General features: G+C 71.0%; 12 protein-coding genes. 5 read left to right on the top strand and 7 right to left on the bottom strand.

The window, feature by feature from the left end:
• Positions 1 to 60: 60 nt before the first annotated feature.
• The 3 genes from V2J18_RS21590 to bioB are packed head-to-tail and all read right to left on the bottom strand — an operon-like array spanning position 61 to position 2,783.
• Positions 61 to 498 (bottom strand): ACT domain-containing protein, encoded by a 438-nt coding sequence (locus V2J18_RS21590; RefSeq protein WP_064745986.1) that lies wholly within the window; start codon positions 496 to 498, stop codon positions 61 to 63.
• Complete coding sequence (gene bioF, locus V2J18_RS21595; protein ID WP_064745987.1) at positions 495 to 1,727, bottom strand: 8-amino-7-oxononanoate synthase; 1,233 nt, start codon at positions 1,725 to 1,727, stop codon at positions 495 to 497. The genes V2J18_RS21590 and bioF overlap by 4 nt, the downstream gene beginning before the upstream one ends.
• A gap of 18 nt (positions 1,728 to 1,745) precedes the next feature.
• Positions 1,746 to 2,783: a biotin synthase BioB gene (gene bioB / locus V2J18_RS21600; protein WP_425606086.1), complete on the bottom strand. Its 1,038-nt coding sequence runs from the start codon at positions 2,781 to 2,783 to the stop codon at positions 1,746 to 1,748.
• A 91-nt stretch (positions 2,784 to 2,874) separates the two neighbouring features.
• On the opposite strand from bioB, the gene V2J18_RS23190 reads away from it, so the two are divergent.
• On the top strand, positions 2,875 to 3,786 hold the full coding sequence (locus V2J18_RS23190; protein ID WP_425606087.1) for a ComFC family protein: 912 nt from the start codon (positions 2,875 to 2,877) through the stop codon (positions 3,784 to 3,786).
• Between the two features lie 389 nt (positions 3,787 to 4,175).
• Here the strand turns inward: V2J18_RS23190 and V2J18_RS21615 are convergent, their stop codons facing one another.
• From V2J18_RS21615 to V2J18_RS21630, 4 genes are all read right to left on the bottom strand, one after another.
• On the bottom strand, positions 4,176 to 5,882 hold the full coding sequence (locus tag V2J18_RS21615) for a M64 family metallopeptidase (RefSeq protein WP_064745990.1): 1,707 nt from the start codon (positions 5,880 to 5,882) through the stop codon (positions 4,176 to 4,178).
• 844 nt (positions 5,883 to 6,726) lie between these two features.
• Positions 6,727 to 8,013: a hypothetical protein gene (locus V2J18_RS21620; protein ID WP_064745991.1), complete on the bottom strand. Its 1,287-nt coding sequence runs from the start codon at positions 8,011 to 8,013 to the stop codon at positions 6,727 to 6,729.
• Positions 8,014 to 8,743: 730 nt separating this feature from the next.
• Positions 8,744 to 11,410, bottom strand: a complete 2,667-nt coding sequence (gene plsB / locus V2J18_RS21625) for a glycerol-3-phosphate 1-O-acyltransferase PlsB (RefSeq protein WP_336133155.1) — start codon at positions 11,408 to 11,410, stop codon at positions 8,744 to 8,746.
• A gap of 290 nt (positions 11,411 to 11,700) precedes the next feature.
• The gene (locus V2J18_RS21630; RefSeq protein WP_336132859.1) at positions 11,701 to 12,654 is read right to left on the bottom strand and encodes a hypothetical protein; all 954 of its coding nucleotides are present in this window, start codon (positions 12,652 to 12,654) and stop codon (positions 11,701 to 11,703) included.
• Between the two features lie 326 nt (positions 12,655 to 12,980).
• Here V2J18_RS21630 and V2J18_RS21635 point away from each other — a divergent pair, with 326 nt between their 5' ends.
• The 4 genes from V2J18_RS21635 to V2J18_RS21650 are packed head-to-tail and all read left to right on the top strand — an operon-like array spanning position 12,981 to position 17,628.
• Positions 12,981 to 13,484: a Csu type fimbrial protein gene (locus V2J18_RS21635; RefSeq protein ID WP_064747485.1), complete on the top strand. Its 504-nt coding sequence runs from the start codon at positions 12,981 to 12,983 to the stop codon at positions 13,482 to 13,484.
• A gap of 10 nt (positions 13,485 to 13,494) precedes the next feature.
• Complete coding sequence (locus V2J18_RS21640) at positions 13,495 to 14,250, top strand: fimbrial biogenesis chaperone (RefSeq protein WP_064747487.1); 756 nt, start codon at positions 13,495 to 13,497, stop codon at positions 14,248 to 14,250.
• 4 nt (positions 14,251 to 14,254) lie between these two features.
• Positions 14,255 to 16,612 carry a fimbria/pilus outer membrane usher protein gene (locus V2J18_RS21645; RefSeq protein ID WP_336132860.1) on the top strand — a complete coding sequence of 786 codons (2,358 nt, stop codon included), beginning with the start codon at positions 14,255 to 14,257 and terminating at the stop codon, positions 16,610 to 16,612.
• Entirely contained in the window at positions 16,609 to 17,628 is a 1,020-nt protein-coding gene (locus tag V2J18_RS21650) for a Csu type fimbrial protein (RefSeq protein WP_336132861.1), read from the top strand. The genes V2J18_RS21645 and V2J18_RS21650 overlap by 4 nt, the downstream gene beginning before the upstream one ends.
• The last annotated feature ends 15 nt before the right edge of the window (positions 17,629 to 17,643 follow it).

The following is a 17,643-nucleotide window of genomic DNA, read 5'->3' on the forward strand; positions in this document are numbered from 1 at the left end:
TCGTTGCCGGGCGCCCGATCCGGTTCGGTCCGGACGCTGCGGCGGTCGTTGCGGGGCGAATCAGGCCGGTGCCGGCGCGGCGTCGCCGCGCAGCGCCAGCAGCGCGGCGATCGCGTCCTCGCGCCGTGCCGTCGGCACCAACAGGTGATCGTGGTGATAGCCGGCCAACACGTTGCAGGCGATGCCGTGCCGCGCCAACGCCTGCGCCACCGCCGCGGTCAGGCCGACCGCCTGCAGCGCCGAATGCACCCGCAGGCTCAGCCAGGCGGCGACGAAGTCGTAGCCCAGGCCGTGCGCATCGGCGTGTTCGCGGCGCAGCACGCAGGTCGGCCCTTCGGCCTCGACGATGCTGGCCTGGGCCAACTCGCGCGGCAGCGCCTCCCAGTGCGGCGCGCTGACGAACACGTACTCGCCCTCGCGCACGTCGATCTGCAAGCTGGCCAGCATCTTCGCCAGATCGGTTTCGGCGCGCGCGGCCGGCGGTACGGCAGCGCTCATCGGGCCGCGGTCGCCGGCGCGGCCGGCGCGTCGTCGCTGCGCTCGATCGCGACCCGTTCGGCGGCGCGCGCCAAGGCCTCGATCAGGCCGTCGACCTGCTCGCGCGTATGCAGCGCCGAGAAGGTCACGCGCAGGCGCGCGCGGCCGTCCGGCACGGTCGGCGGGCGGATCGCCGCGACCCAGTAGCCTTGCTGCTCCAGCGCCTGCGCCATCGCCAGCGCACGGCGGTCGCTGCCGCATACCACCGGCTGGATCGGCGTGGACGAAGGCAGCAGCTCCAGGCCGAGCTTGGCCGCGCGTTCGCGGAAGTGCGCGGTCAACTCGCTGAGCTTTTCGCGCCGCCAATGATCGTTGCGCGCCAGCTTGAGCGCCGCGCGCGTGGCCGCGGCCTGCGCCGGCGGCAACGCGGTGGTGTACAGATGGCTGCGCGCGGTTTCGGCCAGATGGCCGATCAGGTCGGCATCGCCGTGCAGCGCCGCGCCGTAGCTGCCCAGCGCTTTGCCGAAGGTCGCCAGCTGCAGCGGCACTTCCTGCGCCGACAAGCGCGCCGCGGCGACCGTGCCGCGGCCGTCGGGGCCGGTCACGCCGACGCCATGCGCATCGTCCACGTACAGCAGCGCCTTCTGCGCGCGCGCCACCAGCGCCAGATCGCGCAGCGGCGCGATGTCGCCGTCCATGCTGAACACGCCATCGGTGGCGAGCATCGCCAGGCCATCGGGCACGTTGCGCAGCTGCCGGATCGCGCCTTCGGGATCGGCGTGCGGATAGCGCCGCAGGCGGCAGCCGGACAGGCGCGCGGCATCGATCAGGCTGGCGTGGTTGAGCTTGTCCTGCACGCAGACGTCGTCTTCGCCGAGCAGGGCCTGGACCGCGGCCAGATTGGCCATGAACCCGCTGCCGAACAGCAACGCGCGCGGCGAGCCCAGCCAGTCGGCCAGTTCGCGCTCCAGGGCCTCGTGCTGGGCGTGATGGCCGCAGACCAGATGCGAGGCCAGGCCGCCCACGCCTTCGCGCGAGGCCGCGTCCTGGAACGCGTTGATCACCGCGAAGTGCTGCGACAGGCCGAGGTAGTCGTTGCCGCAGAAGTTGAGCAGCGAGCGCCCGTCGATTTCGCAGCGGGCCCCGTCGCGATGAGCGACCGCGCGGTGATGGCGCGTGCGCGCCTCGGCCACGCGCTGGTCGTGCGCCGCCTGAATCCGTTCGCGCCAAAGGGGTCGCTGGCTGCTCATTGCGATAGCTCCGCCGCCTCAGGCGGCGCAGGTGTGGACGGGCTCGACCGGGGGCTCGAGATGCTCCTCAATACTCGCATGGACGGTGCCCGCGGTCTCCACGATCTGCATCGGCCGCAGGCCCAGGCGGGCGAACAGGGCCAGGTCGCGCTCGGTGTCCGGGTTGCCGGTGGTCAGCAGCTTCTCGCCGTAGAAGATCGAGTTGGCGCCGGCCAGGAAACACAGCGCCTGCAGTTCGTCGCTCATGGCTTCTCGCCCGGCGGAGAGACGGACCATGGACCTGGGCATCATCAGCCGCGCGACCGCGATGGTGCGCACGAACTCGAACGGGTCCAGCTCGGCGGTGCCGGCCAGGGGCGTGCCCTCGACCTGGACCAGGCGGTTGATCGGCACCGAATCCGGGTGCGCCGGCAGGTTGGCCAGGGTCTGCAGCAGGCCGGCGCGCTGTTCGCGCGATTCGCCCATGCCGACGATGCCGCCGCAGCAGGTCTTCATGCCGGCGTCGCGGACGTGCTCCAGCGTGTCCAGGCGGTCCTGGAACTCGCGGGTGCGGATGATCTCGTTGTAGAACTCCGGCGCGGTGTCCAGGTTGTGGTTGTAGTAGTCCAGCCCGGCCGCCTTCAGCGCCTGGGCCTGGTCGCCGGAAAGCATGCCCAGGGTGGCGCAGGTCTCCAGCCCCAGCGACTTCACTTCGCGGATCATCGCCGCGACCTTGGGGATGTCGCGGTCCTTCGGCGAGCGCCAGGCCGCGCCCATGCAGAAGCGCGAAGCGCCGGCGGCCTTGGCCTGGCGGGCCTTTTCCAGCACCGCTTCGGTGCTCATCAGCTTGGTCGCGTCGACCCCGGTGTGGTAACGCTGGGCCTGCGGGCAGTAGGCGCAGTCCTCGGGGCAGCCGCCGGTCTTGACCGACAACAGCGTGCTGACCTGGACCTCGGCCGGGTCGAAGTTCTCGCGGTGCACGGCGCCGGCGCGATGCAGCAATTCCGGGAACGGCAGGTCGAACAGGGCGCGCACTTCGGCGCGGGACCAATCGTGGCGAAGCGGGGTCGTTGGCACTAGGGCTGGCTCCACAGCGGGGACTTCACTGACGGCGGGCAGAGGAACGCACCGACAGCAGGGGCGAGTCGGAGCCGGCAGTCTGGGAAGCATGACCCAGACTGTCAACCGCGCCCTGCCCGTTCCAGTTGACAGTCTCTGGCGGCGATTGGGCTGGGCGCTGTGGCCGGCACACTGCCTGGTCTGTCGCGAGGCTGCCGCGGCGGGCTGCGATCTGTGCCCGGCCTGCGCCGCAGACTGGCCGCACGCGGGGCCGGCCTGCCTGCGCTGCGCGCTGCCGCTGCCGCTGCCGCTGCCAGCAGCGATGCCATTGGGCGGCGATGACGGCACGTTGGCGGCGATTGCCGGCCCATCGCGCGATTTGTGCGGAGATCGCGCCGGCGCCGCGCTCGGCGAGCGGCCCACGCACGGCGGCCTGCCGGTCGTGGGCGATGCTCCGGTCTGCGGCGACTGCCTGCGCCGCCCCCCGCCGCTGGACCGGGTCCGCGCCGCCTGCCTGTACCGGCCGCCATTGGATCGCCTGCTGCCGCGCTTCAAGTTCCACCGCGACCTCGCCGCCGGCCGCCTGTTGGCGACGATGATGGCGCAGGCCTTCGCCGGGGCCGGCACGGCGGCGCCCACCGAGGCCGGCGACCTCGGCGCGGTTCCGCCGCCGGTGCTGATCCCGGTGCCGCTGCACCCGGCCCGGCTGCGCCGGCGCGGCTACGACCAGGCCCTGGAGCTGGCCCGGCCGCTGGCGCGCCGGCTCGGCCTGGACGTGCGCGACGGCGCCCTGCGGCGCTGCCGCGACACCGCCGCGCAATCGCGGCTGGACGCGCGCCAACGCCGGCGCAACCTGCGCGACGCCTTCGCCTGGCACGGCGGCCCGGCGCCGGCGCATGCGGTATTGATCGACGACGTCATGACCACCGGCGCCACCCTGCATGCCGCCGCACGCACCCTGCGCCGCGCCGGCGCGCGACGCGTCGAAGCCTGGGTCTGCGCGCGCGTACCGCTGGGGTGACGCCACGCGGGAGCGGCGTGCCACGGGAATCTCCTTCGGTCGCCAGCGGCGATCACCGCAGCGGTGAATGCCGCGTCGCCGCCCGACCTCGGGCGGTACGGGGCGAGCCGATCGGAAGCGCGGTCTGCGCTCGGCGTCCGGGCCATTTGCCGCCCTGTCGTGGCCCGCCCTCCCCCCTCTCCCGCTCGCGGGAGAGGGGTTCGATGCAGGCGATGAGCGCCGGGGCTATCGGCGGTGTTTTTTGGCACGAGCCCGCTTATCCGAGCTTCGGCTGCTGCGCTTGGATACGTCGGTGGGGCGCGGCGTGCGGCCGAAGCAAAACCCAGTGGGACGCCGCTGCTACAGCGCCATGACGACGCGCGGGCGTCGCGACATCGCGCGGCCGCGCCTCAGCGCACCTGCGCCAGCGTGCGCGCCGCGTTGCCGACCCGGATCGTCCAACGCCGCTGGTGCCGCAGCAGATCGCCGGCCATCGACGGCTGCACGAACGCGGTGCGGTCGGTCACGCGCAATTCCAGGGTGCGGGTCGCCGGCGTCGTCGCGGTCTGGACGAAGTCGTAGCTGGGCGAGGTCGCGCCGGGGATCGCCACGCCATCGAGATACCACTGCACGCCGAGCGTGCCGGCGCCGGGCCGCAGCAAGCGGGTCGAGAACCGGCGCGTGCTGCCGCGCACGTAGTTCACGGTGGCCGACGGCACCGGCGACTCGCTGCCCGGCTCGATCAGGTCGATGCCGGCCGCCGGCGAGCCGAAGCCGCCGCGATACAGCTTGCGCACGTACTCCTGCCGGCACACTGGGCAGAACGAGGTGCCGAGCGCGCGCATCAGGCAGCTCGCATCGACCGGCCGGTACATGCCGGCACTGCGATAACGCGCGCCTTCGAACAGGCCGGTGCCGGCCGTGCCGTCCGGCGTCGGAATCGGCAAACCGGGGGTGAACCAGCTGCGCCACTTCACCAGGCTGGCATTGCTCTGGTTGGTGACATTGGCTTCGCAGGGCACACTGCCGCCGACGTCGCTGCAGGCCGGGAAGCCGGGATAGGGCGTTTCGTACTCGTCCGCCAGGCCGTGGAAGCTGTGGCCGAATTCGTGGATCGCGATCAACGCGGCGCTGGAGTGCGCCGACAGCACCGCATAGGAGCCGCCCGCGCCGCCATAGACGGGGTCGTTGACGGTGACGATGATCTTGTCCCAATCGGGAAAGCCCGCCGCCGCGGCCATCACTTTGGACGAACGCGCGGTCAGCAGGCGATGGATCTGGCTGGTGCAAAAGGTCGCGTCCAGCGCGGTGGCGACGAAGCGGCCGGCGCGCGGGTCGCTGCGCGCGGCGCTGTCGGCGCAGCAGTTCGTGCCGGTGCAGCCGGCCTGATACGGCGGGTGGTCGGCGCCGGACTGGCCGGAGGCGACGAAGCCGGCCTGCCAGTTCACGAAGCTCTGGTACTCCTTATACGGACTGACCTGGAACATCGCCGTCTTCAAAGCGGCGGCATGTTCAGCGAACAGACTTTGCTCGGCGGCGGTGTAACCGTCGCCGAGCACCAGGATATCGAGCCGATTGGCAGAGTTGAGCGCCTTGTCGCCCACCGCGCCGGATACGCCGGCGGACACGGTCGTCGCCGCCAACCGCAACCGCGACGCGTCCAGGGCCAGCGCGCGCAGATCGAATCGCTGCGCAGTCCGGCCGGCGCCTTCGCCGAACTCGATCGCATCGGCATCGGCCAACGGCACCCGCACCACGAAGGCGCGATGCGGATCGCGCAGCAGCGGATGCGACTCGATTGTTCCGTCGCCGTACCGCGGATCGCGGGCGAACTCGGCGCGCAGGAAGTTCGCCTGTCGTGCTTCATAAGCCATGGCGCTCTTGGCGCCGTTGCGCAGCGCGCGGTAGGCGATACGTTCGACCCCACGCTCGACCGCCAGCGCGCCGGCGCGGTCGTGCTGCCCGTCGGCCAGTTGCACCTGGGTGTAGAACACCGGCTCGGCGCGCCCCTGGGCGTCGCGTTCGAACACGATGTAATGGGCCGGCACCGCGGCCTGGGCGGACGATATCGCCAGCAGGCACAGGCCGGCGAAACGCAGCAACGGCGAGAACGTCATGACGGACACTCCGACGGGCAAGGTGGGCGAGGACGCGCGACGCGCGATTCACGCCGGCGCATCGTCCGGCCGCGATCGACGACAACGGCACGCTACGCCAGGTCGGCCCACGCCTTGGTCGGATCGGTCACAGTCTGCCGCCCCCGGCCCCCGGGCGATCTGTGATGCACGGCGGCGAACGAGAACATCGCGGTTATGCCGCTTCTGCCCGGCATAGCCGGAGCACCGAGTCCGCCGTTGCCGTTGCCGTTGCCGTTGCCGTTGCCGTGAAGAGCTTGGCGCCGCCTCGAACTCGCGAGACCGCCCTGAGCCCCGGAGGGCGGCCCGCAGGGAGACGGGCCGTGCGCAGCCAGGCCCGGGAGGGCCTGTGCGGAGCAGCCCCGCGCATGCTCCGTCCTATAGTGGCTTTTGACTCGAACCCCCCCCCACGTTTTCTTTGGTTGCTTTTGACCGAAGGAAATCCAGTAGGGCGTTGTCGCGTTGGACAAAGAAAGTGACCCGGCCGCTTGCAGACGGAAGCTTTGCTTGAAGCGTTGAAGCTTTTGAGGCCTTCGAGCGACAAACGCCGCGAGACCGCACGAGCGCGGTCGCGGCTTACGCCGCTCCTACAGGGGGCCTTGGACAAAGACGCGGCGAGAGTGATGGATGGCGGTCGCGGCTTGCGCCGCTCCTACAGGGGGCCTTGGACAAAGACGCGGCGAGAGTGATGGAGGGCGGTCGAGGCTTGTGGCCGAAGGAAATCCTTGTGGGGATGCCGCTCCTACTCCACGACGGTTTCGGGCTTCGATCGATGGCGTCGGCGTTGGGTTTTCTGCGCGTACCGTGATCCCGGCTTGCGCCGCTCCTACCCTTCGCGCGGCAAGCGGGCGATGGCGCGATCGAAGGTCGCGGCCAACAGCACCACCCGCAGCACATCGGTCAGCAACGACGTACGGAACGACAGCGGCGTAGTCAGGAACACCGCCCAGGGCTGGCCGATCACCCGCTGCCAGTCCGGATCCTGCGGACCGATCCACAGCGTCATCAGCCGCCACGACCAGGAATCGAGGTAGGCCAGCAACTGCCAGCACACGCACAGGGTCAGCAACGCCGGCAAACCCGCGCGCAGCACCAGGCGCAGGCTGTTGACCACCGGCACGCCCTTGCTGGTCCAGCCGGCGCTGGCCTTGTCGGCGAGCATGCGCAGGGTGAAGTGCATCGACTTGAAGCGCTGGGTGACCTTGCCCAATGCCTCGTCGGCGGCGTCCAGGCGTTGCGCGCGGCGCAGGTCGATGCCGTAGACGATCGCGGTGATCGCCAGCCAGATCAGCGGCAGCGCCACCGCGCCGGCGGCGGTGGAGAAGAACTCCCACAGCGGCGCCAGACCGCGCTTGGTCGGCGCCAGGGTCTTGTACAACGCGGTCGGGCTTTCCCACCACGTGGTCACGGCGACGTAGACCACCCGCTCGTGCCACCAGTCCTGGGCCAGCTTGGTCAACTGCGCGATCGCGGCGACGCCGACGAACACCCAGTAGGCCTCGCAGCTGGTCGCGATCACGTTCCACAGCGCGTGCCCGCTGGCGGTCGCGCGGCGCTTGCTGAACCAGCGCACCGCCCAGGCCACCGCCAGCGCGATCCACAGGCCCTTGAGCTTGAGCACCTGGTTGAGGTTTTCCTTTTCCCAGACGCTGAACACGTACTCGGTGCGGAATTGCCGGCGCAGGTCCTCCAGCAGGCCCCAACCGGCGTAGTAAGCGAAGAACGGCAACATCGCGATCGCCAGCGCGGTGATCCACTGCTTGCGTACCGCCTTGGTGTCCGGCGTGAGGGTGCCGCCGGCCAGCATCGGCAGCGACGGCCGCAGCGACTGGAACATCAGGATGGTGCCGGCCAGCTGGGTCACGATCAGCACCGACAGAGCCGCGAACGACAGCAGCACCGAGCGCTCGCCGAGCTTGACCGCCAGGTCCATCAGCAAGTCGTAGCAGACCCGCTGAGCGAAGAACCAGAACGCCAGCGCCGGCCAGTGCCGCCACAGCAGGCGCGCGGTGAGCGCCGGAATCTCGAGCCAGGCGTTGCCCGTCGCCGGAGCGGCGTCGGAAGCGACGGTGGTCGCCGAGGGCGTCGGCAGGGACAACGTGGACGTGGACATCGACGGCAACCGGGCAGAGTCGGAGGCGATGGTACCCGGCGAACGCGGCGGTTGGCAGTGACGGGTATCAGGCGCCCCTGGCCGGCCGAAGCATCGCGTCCTCACGCGGCCTCTGCGGTTGCCTCTGCGGTTGCGGTTGCGGTTGCGGTTGCCGTTGCCGTTGCCGTTGCCGTTGCCGTTGCCGTAAAGAGCTTGGCGCCGCATCGAACTCGCGAGAACACCCTGACACCCCGAAGGGCGGCCCACAGGGAGGCGGGCCGTGCGCAGCCAGGCCAGGGAGGGCCTGTGCGGAGCAGCCCCGCGTCAGCTGCGTCCCATAGTGGCTCTTGATCCGAAACGGCCATGGCGTTTCTTTGGTTACTTTTGACCGAAGGTCATCCAGTAGGACGTTGTCGCCTTGGACAAAGGACAAAGAAAGTGACCCGGCCGCTTGCGGACGGAAGCTTTGCTTTAGAGCTTTAGAGCTTTAGAGCTCTAGAACTCAAGAGCTTCAGAGACCTGCGAACGACAAACGCCGTGAGACCGCAAGAGCGCGGTCGCGGCTTACGCCGCTCCTACAGGAGGCCCAGGACAAAGACGCGGCGAGCGGGAGAGCGCGCGGTCGCGGCTTGCGCCGCTCCTACCCCCGCGAGGGTTTTGAGCTTCGATTAATGACGAAGGCGTTGATTTCTCTGCGCGTCCCGTGGTCGCGGCTTGCGTCGCTCCTGCTGGGGGAGCGGCGCAAGCCGGGTCAGGACGAAGCCGCGGTTTTTTCCGCGCCTTCCGGCTCCGGCTTCGCCGCCATCTCCGGGCTGATCTTCTCGATCGTGTGGCGCAGCTCGCGGCCGAGGATGACCTTGGCGTCCTTGGCCCAGGCGTCCAGGCGCTGGTCGAAGGCCAGCTTGCTCTCGCTGTCCGGCCACACCAGCTTGAGTTCGCGCAGCTTCTGGATGAAGCCGCGGAACAGGGTCTTGTCGAAGAACTCCGGCGCTGCCGGCGCGTACAGCAGCGACAGGCGTTGCGCGGCGAGCTGGCACAGGCTTTCCAGTTCGCCGGCCGAGAGCGTGCCGGGGCCGTTCTTCACCAGCACCGAAATGGCGATGTAGTAGCGCTCGAAGGCCTGTTGCAGCGAATGGCCTATCGCGCGCAGGCGGAACACCTCGTCGGTCTGGCCGGCGTTGCGGGCCAGGATGCCGCCGTCGTCGTCGCTGACCCGCTCCAGCAGGCCTTCGCGGATGAATACCTCGACCGTGCGGGTCAGGCGCTGCGCCCACTCGTCTTCGCTCCACGGCAGGAACAGCTCGGCCTGCAGGAAGGGATACACGCTGCGGCCCAGGCGCAGCACGCCGGCCAGGCTCATGCGCCGGTTGTGCTGGAAGCAGCAGGCGATCCACGAGGCCGCGGTGAACAGGTGCAGGACGTTGTTGCGGAAGTAGCTCAGCAGCACCGCCTTGTCTTCGCCGTCGACGCCGAGCACGTCGCCGAGCGGGTGGGCGACGCGCTCGAGCACGCCGATCTCCTCGCCGTGGGCGACGATTTCCTGCGGCGTGTGCGGGGTCACCGTGACCCGGTCGGAATACGGCAGCTCGGCCAGCAAGGTCTTGCTGAGCGCGATCTGCGCCAGCAGATCGGCTTCGCCCATCGCGTGCTTGGGCGTGGACAGCAGCGCCAGCGCCAGCAGGTTGATCGGGTTGACGTCGGCGGCGCGGTTGACGTTGACCTGGATCCGTTCGGCCAGGGCGTCGACGGTGTCCGACAGCCAGGCCGGCTTGTCGTCCTCGCCGATCGGCTGGCCGGTCCACTGCGGCGCATGCTCGGCGAGCAAGTCGTTAAGCCGGATCGGCTCGCCGAAGTTGACCACCACCTGGCCATAGTTGGAGCGCAGCACCTTGGGAATGCCCCACAACAGCTGCCAGATCGATTCTTTTTCCTTCGGCTTGCCGGACAGCTCGTCGAGGTAGCTGTTGCCCTCCATGAGCTTCTCGTAGCCGATGTAGACCGGCTGGAACAGCACCGGCCGGGTCGGCTGGCGCAGAAAGCCGCGCACGGTCATCACCAGCATGCCGCCCTTGGGCGGCAGCAGCCGGCCGGTGCGCGAACGTCCGCCCTCGATGAAGTATTCGATCGAATAGCCGCCGGCGACCAGCTGCGCCACGTATTCGGAGAACACCGCCGAGTACAGCGCGCTGCCGCGGATGCTGCGGCGCAGGAAGAACGCGCCGCCCTTGCGCAGGATGGTGCCGACCACCGGCAGGTTGAGGTTGATGCCGGCGGCGATGTGCGGCGGCACGATGCCCTTGGTGTAGAGCAGGTAGCTCAGCAGCAGGTAGTCGAGGTGGCTGCGGTGGCTGGGCACGTAGACCACTTCGTAGCCGGGCGCGGCCTGCTTGAGCTTGTCCAGGTGGTGGACCAGCACGCCGCGGTAGATCCGGTTCCACACCGGGGTCAACAGGAAGCTGGCCGAACGCACCACCGGGTGCGAATAGTCGGCGGCGATCTCGTAGGCCATCGCATGGGCTTTCTTCCATGCGTCGGCGTTGCTGCTGTTGTCGCGCTTGGCCTGGTCGGCGATGGCGTCCTTGACCGGATCGGCGGCGAGCACGCGGTCGATCAGCATGCGCCGGGTCGACAGGTCGGGGCCGATCACCGCCGCGCGGATGCGGCGGAAATGGGTGCGCAGCACGCGCGAGAGCTTGCGCACCGTGCGCTCGGGCTCCAGGCCTTCGGCGACGATGCCGCGCAGCGACACCGGCGGGGCGAAGCGGACCGTGGTGTGGCGGCCGTTGAGGGCGATCGCCAGCAGCCGGCGGAAGCGGCCGACCAGGGTCCAGTTTTCCGAGAACAGCACCGAGAACCAGCCGCTGGTGCGGTCGGGGGCGCGGCCGACGAAGATCGACACCGGCACCAGCTGCACGTCCAGCGCCGGGTCGGCGCGATGCGCCTGCAGCAGGCGCGCCAACGAGCCGGAGTGGGTCTTGGACGACGGCGGGCCGGACGGGGCCAGGGTGCCGGCGTGGCGCCGCGACAGGGCGACGTAGGCGCGCTTGCGGCCGAGCGGGTCGCCCGGCAGCGGCTGCAGCGGCGACGGCAGGCCGGCCTCGCGGCAGGCGCGTTCCAGGATCAGGGCGTTGGACAGGCCGTAGTCTTCCAGCACGTAGCAGACCGGGCGGCCGTCCCATTCTTCGGCGACGTGTTCGGCCGGGTCCTTGGGCTCGATGCTGATCGACACCCACGGCGCCATCAGCTTGCCGAGCAGGCGCGCCCACCACGGTCGCGGCGCCGCCGGAGCGGCCGGGCGCAGGGCGAGGGTCGCGGCACTCATCGGCAGCTCGGGCTGGGACGGCGGCGGCTCGGCGCCGGCCGGGGCCGCGCTCACGGCGGGCCGGGCCGCTACGGGCTCGTCCGAAGCGGTTTCCATCGGCGCCGGTTCGCCCGCCGGCTCGTCGCTCTCGGGCGAGGCGGCCGCAGACGCAGCGATGTCGGACGCAGCGGGTTCGAAGGTCGGCGACGCGACGGGAGCGGGTTCGTCGGCGGCCTGGTCGGCCGGCGGCCGGGCTTCGGCCGAGCGGGCGGGTTCGGCCGGGTCGCCCGCTTGGGCATTGGGGAACGGCAGGGGCGTTTGTTTCGGCATCCGAATCATTATGCCTATTCGGCTTCGGCGCGCGCCTGACCCGCTGCGGCGGCGCCACCGGCCGGCGACGCGGCGGTTCAGCGCGCCGGTACGGCGGTCGCGGCCGGTGCCGCGGCCTTGCCGGCACGCGCGCCCGCGGCCGGTGCGGCCCGCGGCTTGGCCGGCGCGTCGGCCTCGGCCTCGGCATGGCGCAGCAGGTCGCTGAGGTACCAGCGGCCGTCGCGGCGCTCAACCAGGACGTAGGCATCGACCGCCTCGCCGGCCAGGCGGTAGCGGATCCGCACCCGGGCGGTGTCGCCGGTCTGCTCGGCCAGGCTGGCCTGGACGCTGCCCAGGGCGGCGTCCAGGTCCAGGCCGTAGCCGGTCAGCACCCGCTTGAGCCGTTCCACGAACGGCCCCAGCCGGCGCAGGCTGCGGTCCATGCCGGCATGGGCGAAGGCGTCCGGTGCGGCCAGGCCGGTCGCGCGCGCGGCCGCGACCAGCTGCGGGATCGCCTCGCGGGCGCGCTTGGAGTCGCCCAGCGGCGCGGTCTGGGCCCAGGCGCTGATCGCGACGATCAACTGCGCGTGGTGGTCGCGCTCGGTCTCGCTGTAGCCGGGCTCGTTGCGTACGTACTGGGTCGCGAACAGGCCCAGGGTCTTGGCCGCCGAGCGCAGTTCGGCGTCGGCACCGGCGAACTGGCGCCGGTAGGTCGCGACCAGGGTGCGTTCGGCGTCCTGCGCGGCCAAGGCGGCGATGAAGCTGGGGAAGCGGTCGTCCAGCGGCAGTTCGGTCAGCGGCCAGACCGTGCGGCCCTCGCTCCAGGCCGTTTCCAGGCGCGCGTGCAGCGGCGCCGGCACGGCGTGGCGGGCATAGGCCTCCAGGTCGTTGCGGCGCAGGTCGGCGACCAGTTGGGTCACCGCCTGCACCGGCTGGGTCGCGACCGGCTCCGGCGGCGACGGCGCGCGGCCGCAGCCGACCGCCGCCAGCACACCGACCAACAGCACGGCGGTCGGCAGTAGCGCGGCGCAGGCGCGTCGGACGATGGTCATCGGGTGCGGCTCCCCAGTCGCGGACCGGCATCTTGGCCGTGGGCCGGGACCGACACAAGCGGATCGGGGATCACAGCGACGGCGACGCGCACTAGTTGCCGCGTCGTGTCGGCTTTTCGCGCAAACGGCCCAAATGTAAATACGTGAATTAAATCACGTTATCGGGACTGAACAGGCACAGGACCGCCGCCTGTGACCGGCGGCTCCTTGTGTCCGTTTATGGCCGGCTATGGTGCCGGTATTGGCATGTTTTCTGCGTTGTATGAGTTTAGCCGGCAGCCTCGCCGGCACGCCCGCAGCGCGATCCGCGCAAGGAGAACCGATCCATGCGTTCCGCCTCGCTCCGTTCCGTCGCCGTCCTCGCCCTGCTCGCCGCCGCCGCGCCCGCGCTGGCCGCCGACGACAGCACCACCTTCGACGTCACCATCACCATCACCAGCAGCTGCACCATCAGCGCCACCGCGCCGACCGACGTCAATTTCGGTTCGGTCGCCTCGACCGCGACCAATGTCGATGCGCAGGGCCAACTGGTCGTCACCTGCACGCCCGGGACGGCCTACACCATCGCCCTGGACAACGGCCAGAACGGCAGCGACGTCAACAGCCGCAAGATGAGCGACGGCACCACCGAGGTGCCCTACCAGCTCTACCGCGCCGCCGCGCGCGGGTCCGGCGACGTCTGGGGCAGCACCACCGGCAGCGGCGGCAACGTCCTGGCCGGGTCCGGCTCCGGCGCGGCGCAGAACATCCCGGTCTACGGGAGGACCCCCAGCGCCAACTTTCCCGCTGCGACTTATAGCGACGTGGTGACCGCCACGATCACCTATTGACCGGGCGCCGATGCGCGGCCGTCGGCCTGCCACCGCCGTCCGCGGCCTGGCCGCAGCGTTGTGCTGCGCGGCGGGATTCGCGCTCGCGCCGGCCGCCGGCGCCGGCGGGCTGCAACTGACCCCGACTCAACTGACCCTGAGCGCGCGCAGCCAGGCCGACGGGCTGTGGCTGATCAACGGCGGCGACCGGCCGCTGCAGGCCCAGGTGCGAGTCTTCCGCTGGGTCCAGACCGACGGCGAAGAGCGCTTCGAACCCGGCCGCGCGCTGGCGGTGAGCCCGCCGATGCTCGAGCTGGCGCCCGGCGCGCGCCAACTGGTGCGGGTGATCCGGCTCGGCCCGCCGCCGGCGGAGGAGGAAAGCTATCGCCTGATCGTCGACGAACTGCCGCCGGCCGAAGGCGAGCGCAAGCCCGGGCTGCAATTCGTCTTGCGCTATTCGGTGCCGGTGTTCCTGGCCCCGGCCGGCGACCCGGCGATCGCGCCGGCGCTGAGCGCGCAACTGCGCTTCGAAACCGACCGCCCCAGCCTGGAATTGCTCAACCAGGGCCGCCGGCACGCGCAGGTGGCCGATCTGGTGTTCGTCGACGCGCAACAGCGGCGCCACCCGATCGCCGCCGGCCTGCTCGGCTACGCCCTGCCCGGCCAACGCGTGCGCTGGCCGCTGAACGCTCCGGCCGAGCTGCTGCGCGGCCCCGGCACCCTCAAAGCGAGGATCAATGGCGAACCCACCGAGCAGGCCCTGGCGCTGGACCCGCCGGCTCGCTGATGCCATGACGGCCGGCCTGCTCGCGGCGATGCAGCCGATGCATGCGGCGGAGCCGCCGCCGCTGCTCGCCCGTGCCGGCGAAGCCCAGGCCGCGAGCATGCCGCTGTATCTGGAAGTCAGCCTCAACCAGGGTCCGTACGGGACGCCGCAACCGTTCGAGCTGCGCAGCGGCCGCCTCCACGCCAGCGTCGCCACCCTGCGCGCGCTCGGCTTCGTTCTCGCCGAGCGCGACCCGGCCGAGGTCGTCGCCGTGGACGGCCTAGCCGGCGTGGTCGTGCGCTACGACGCCGCACTGCAACGGGTCGCGATCGACGCGCCGCTGGCGCAGCTGTCGCTGGCCACCACCCGGCTCAATCAGCCCGGCCTGGACCTGCCCGAAGCCACCGCCTCGCCCGGCCTGCTGCTGAACTACGACCTCTACGCCAGCCGCGACCGGCGCAGCGACAACGTCACTGCCTATGCCGAACTGCGCGCGTTCGGTCTCGGCCCGGGAGTGTTCAGCCAGACTGTCGCGACCCGCCACTACCGCAACGAGGACGCACCGCGTCGCACCGACTCGGTGCGCCTGGACAGCACCTGGCGCTGGTCGGCACCGGCCTCGATGCTCAGCCTCAGCGTCGGCGACGTGGTCAGCGGCCGGCTCGACTGGACCCGGCCGCTGCGCCTGGGCGGCCTGCGCCTGGGCCGCGATTTCGGCTTGCAGCCGTACCGCATCACCACCCCGCTGCCGACCTTCGCCGGTGAGGTCGCGGTGCCGTCGGCGGTGGATCTGTACGTCAACGGCCTGCGCCAGTACAGCGGCGAGCTGCCGCCGGGCCCGTTCCAGCTCGCTACCGTGCCCGGCATCAGCGGCGCCGGCAGCGCCCAGATCGTCATCACCGACGCCTTCGGCCGCACCCGCCAACTCGACTTCCCGTTCTACGCCGCGCAGCAATTGCTCGCGCGCGGCCTGTCCGACTGGTCGTTGAGCCTGGGCCTGGCACGCGAGGACTATGCGCAACAGTCGTTCTCCTACGGCGATTCGGCATTGGCCAGCGCCGAACTGCGCTACGGCCTGAGCGACCGCCTGACCGTGGAAGCGCACGGCGAAGGCGGCGACGGCATCGCCAACGCCGGATTCGGCGCGGTCGCCCTGCTCGGCCGCGCCGGCGTACTGAGCGGTTCGCTCGCGCACGGTCGCGACGCGCGCGACGGCCGGCCTTGGGAACGCAGCGGCTGGCAGTACGCCGCGGCCTACAACTGGGGCAATGGCCGCTTCAATGTTTCGCTCGACAGCCGCCGCGCCGAGCGCGGCTACCGCGACCTGGCCTCGCGCTACGGCCTCGGTCCGGCGCGGGTCAGCGAACGCGCTCTGCTCAGTTGGAACGACGAGCACCTAGGCAGCGTCGGCCTGAACTACGTGCGCCTGGCCTATCGCGACGAAGACGGCCGCCGCCAGGCGCCGGCGCGTTACGCCGGCCTGCATTGGAGCCGCAGTTTCGGCGGCCGCGCCCACCTGAGCCTGAGCTACAACCAGAACCTGGATCTGGCCTCCGACCGCAGCGCCTACCTCGGCCTCAGCCTCGACTTGGGCGAACGCACCCGCCTGGCGGCATCGCTGCAGCGCGATCGCGGCCGCGATCAGGCGATGCTGGACGTTTCGCAGCCGGTGCCCGGCGACGGCGGCTTCGGCTGGCGCCTGCAGGCGCGCGGCGGCGACGGCGCCGAAGGCGGGCTGGCCGAACTGGGCTGGTTGAACTCGGTCGGCCGCTTCGGCCTCGGCGTCGCGCGCGTCGCGGACCAGGACTACGCCTACGCCAGCGGCAGCGGCGCATGGGTGTGGATGGGCGGCCACACCTTCGCCGCGCGTTCGGTCAGCGATGCCTTCGCGGTGGTCTCCACCGACGGCGTCGCCGGCGTGCCGGTGCTGCTGGAGAACCGTCCGATCGGCCGCACCGACGCCGACGGCATGCTGCTGGTGACCCCGCTCAACGCCTGGCAGCGCAACCGCCTCGGCATCGACCCGATGGCGCTGCCGGCGCAGTGGCGGGTCGATCGGGTCGAAGCCCAGGCCACGCCGCGCGACCGCTCCGGCACGGTGGTGCGCTTCGGCCTGACCCCGGTCCGCGCCGCGGTGGTGGTGCTGCACGACGCCGCCGGCCGACCGCTGCCGCCGGGCAGCCGGGTGCGCAGCGACCACGGCGAAGACGCCTGGGTCGGCTACGACGGCGAGACCTATCTGGAAGCGCTGCAGGACGACAACCGCCTGCGCGCGACCGCGCCGGACGGCCGCATCTGCCAGGCGCGCTTCGCTCACGCCGACGGCAGCGACGGCATCGCCCGCATCGGTCCGTTGACGTGCCGCGCGGAGGCGCCGCGATGAACGCCCCGGTCCGCACGCTCGTCGCGCTCGCGCTGCTGTGGCTGTCGCTGTCGATCGCGCCGGCGGCGCGCGCGGCGACCACCTGCAGCGCCTCGATGACCGACCTCAACTTCGCTCCGAGCAACGGCGGCGTGGTCGACGCCACCGCGACGCTGACCGTCACCTGCTCGACCTTCGGCCTGTCGCTACTGGCCAACGCCAAGGTCAACATGTGCGTGAGCATCTTCAGCGGCACCGACGGCGGCGGCACGCTCAATCCGCGCAGGATGATCAACAGCTTCGGCGATCCGCTGCAGATGCAGCTCTACACCGATGCCGGACGCAGCGCGATCTGGGGCGCGCGCGGCAACGCCACCGTGCCGAACTTCCTGCCGCTGCAATTCAACTACTCGGTGCCGGTGCTGGGCGGCAATCAGACCCTGACCGCGACCCTGTACGGCCGCATTCCGGCGCAAAGCGGGCTCAATGCCGGCACCTACCTCAATCGCTTCACCGCCGCCGCCGACACCAAGATCGAATTCCGCTACGACGAAGTGCTGCTCGGCAATGCGACCATGCCGACCTCCTGCACCGCAGGCGGCAGCGCCGGCACCTCCAGCAGCTTCCCCTTCACCGTCAACGGCTCGGTGCCCAACGCCTGCACCCTGACCCCGAAGCCCGTGCCGGCGCTGGGCTTCGGCAGTACGCCCGGCTTCATCACCGGCAACATCGACCAGACCACCAGCATCGGCCTGGTCTGCACCGGCCGCACCCCGTGGCAGATCGGCCTCAACAACGGCCTGCACGCCAGCGGCAATGTGCGCCGCATGGCCAACGGCAGCGGCCAGTTCGTGCCCTACGAGCTGTACCGCGACGGCGCCCGCAGCCAGCGCTGGGGCAACACGCTCAACAGCGACACTCTCAGCGGCACCGGCAGCGGCACCGGCCAGTCGCTGACCGTGTACGGCCGGGTCGCGCCGCAGACCGCCACGGTCGGCAGCTACAGCGACACGATCACGGTGTTGGTGACGTACTGACGCGGTCCGCGGACG

The sequence above is a fragment of the Lysobacter firmicutimachus genome, from assembly GCF_037027445.1.
Classification (GTDB): domain Bacteria; phylum Pseudomonadota; class Gammaproteobacteria; order Xanthomonadales; family Xanthomonadaceae; genus Lysobacter; species Lysobacter firmicutimachus.

What these genes read in the sequence shown, in the direction of transcription:
- V2J18_RS21590 (WP_064745986.1), bottom strand. Translation starts at nt 498, where the DNA reads ATGAGCGCTGCCGTACCGCCGGCCGCGCGCGCCGAAACCGATCTGGCG.
- bioF (WP_064745987.1), bottom strand. Translation starts at nt 1,727, where the DNA reads ATGAGCAGCCAGCGACCCCTTTGGCGCGAACGGATTCAGGCGGCGCAC.
- V2J18_RS21615 (WP_064745990.1), bottom strand. Translation starts at nt 5,882, where the DNA reads ATGACGTTCTCGCCGTTGCTGCGTTTCGCCGGCCTGTGCCTGCTGGCG.
- plsB (WP_336133155.1), bottom strand. Translation starts at nt 11,410, where the DNA reads ATGGAAACCGCTTCGGACGAGCCCGTAGCGGCCCGGCCCGCCGTGAGC.
- V2J18_RS21630 (WP_336132859.1), bottom strand. Translation starts at nt 12,654, where the DNA reads ATGACCATCGTCCGACGCGCCTGCGCCGCGCTACTGCCGACCGCCGTG.
- V2J18_RS21650 (WP_336132861.1), top strand. Translation starts at nt 16,609, where the DNA reads ATGAACGCCCCGGTCCGCACGCTCGTCGCGCTCGCGCTGCTGTGGCTG.
- V2J18_RS21635 (WP_064747485.1), top strand. Translation starts at nt 12,981, where the DNA reads ATGCGTTCCGCCTCGCTCCGTTCCGTCGCCGTCCTCGCCCTGCTCGCC.
- V2J18_RS21620 (WP_064745991.1), bottom strand. Translation starts at nt 8,013, where the DNA reads ATGTCCACGTCCACGTTGTCCCTGCCGACGCCCTCGGCGACCACCGTC.
- V2J18_RS21645 (WP_336132860.1), top strand. Translation starts at nt 14,255, where the DNA reads ATGACGGCCGGCCTGCTCGCGGCGATGCAGCCGATGCATGCGGCGGAG.
- V2J18_RS23190 (WP_425606087.1), top strand. Translation starts at nt 2,875, where the DNA reads ATGACCCAGACTGTCAACCGCGCCCTGCCCGTTCCAGTTGACAGTCTC.
- V2J18_RS21640 (WP_064747487.1), top strand. Translation starts at nt 13,495, where the DNA reads ATGCGCGGCCGTCGGCCTGCCACCGCCGTCCGCGGCCTGGCCGCAGCG.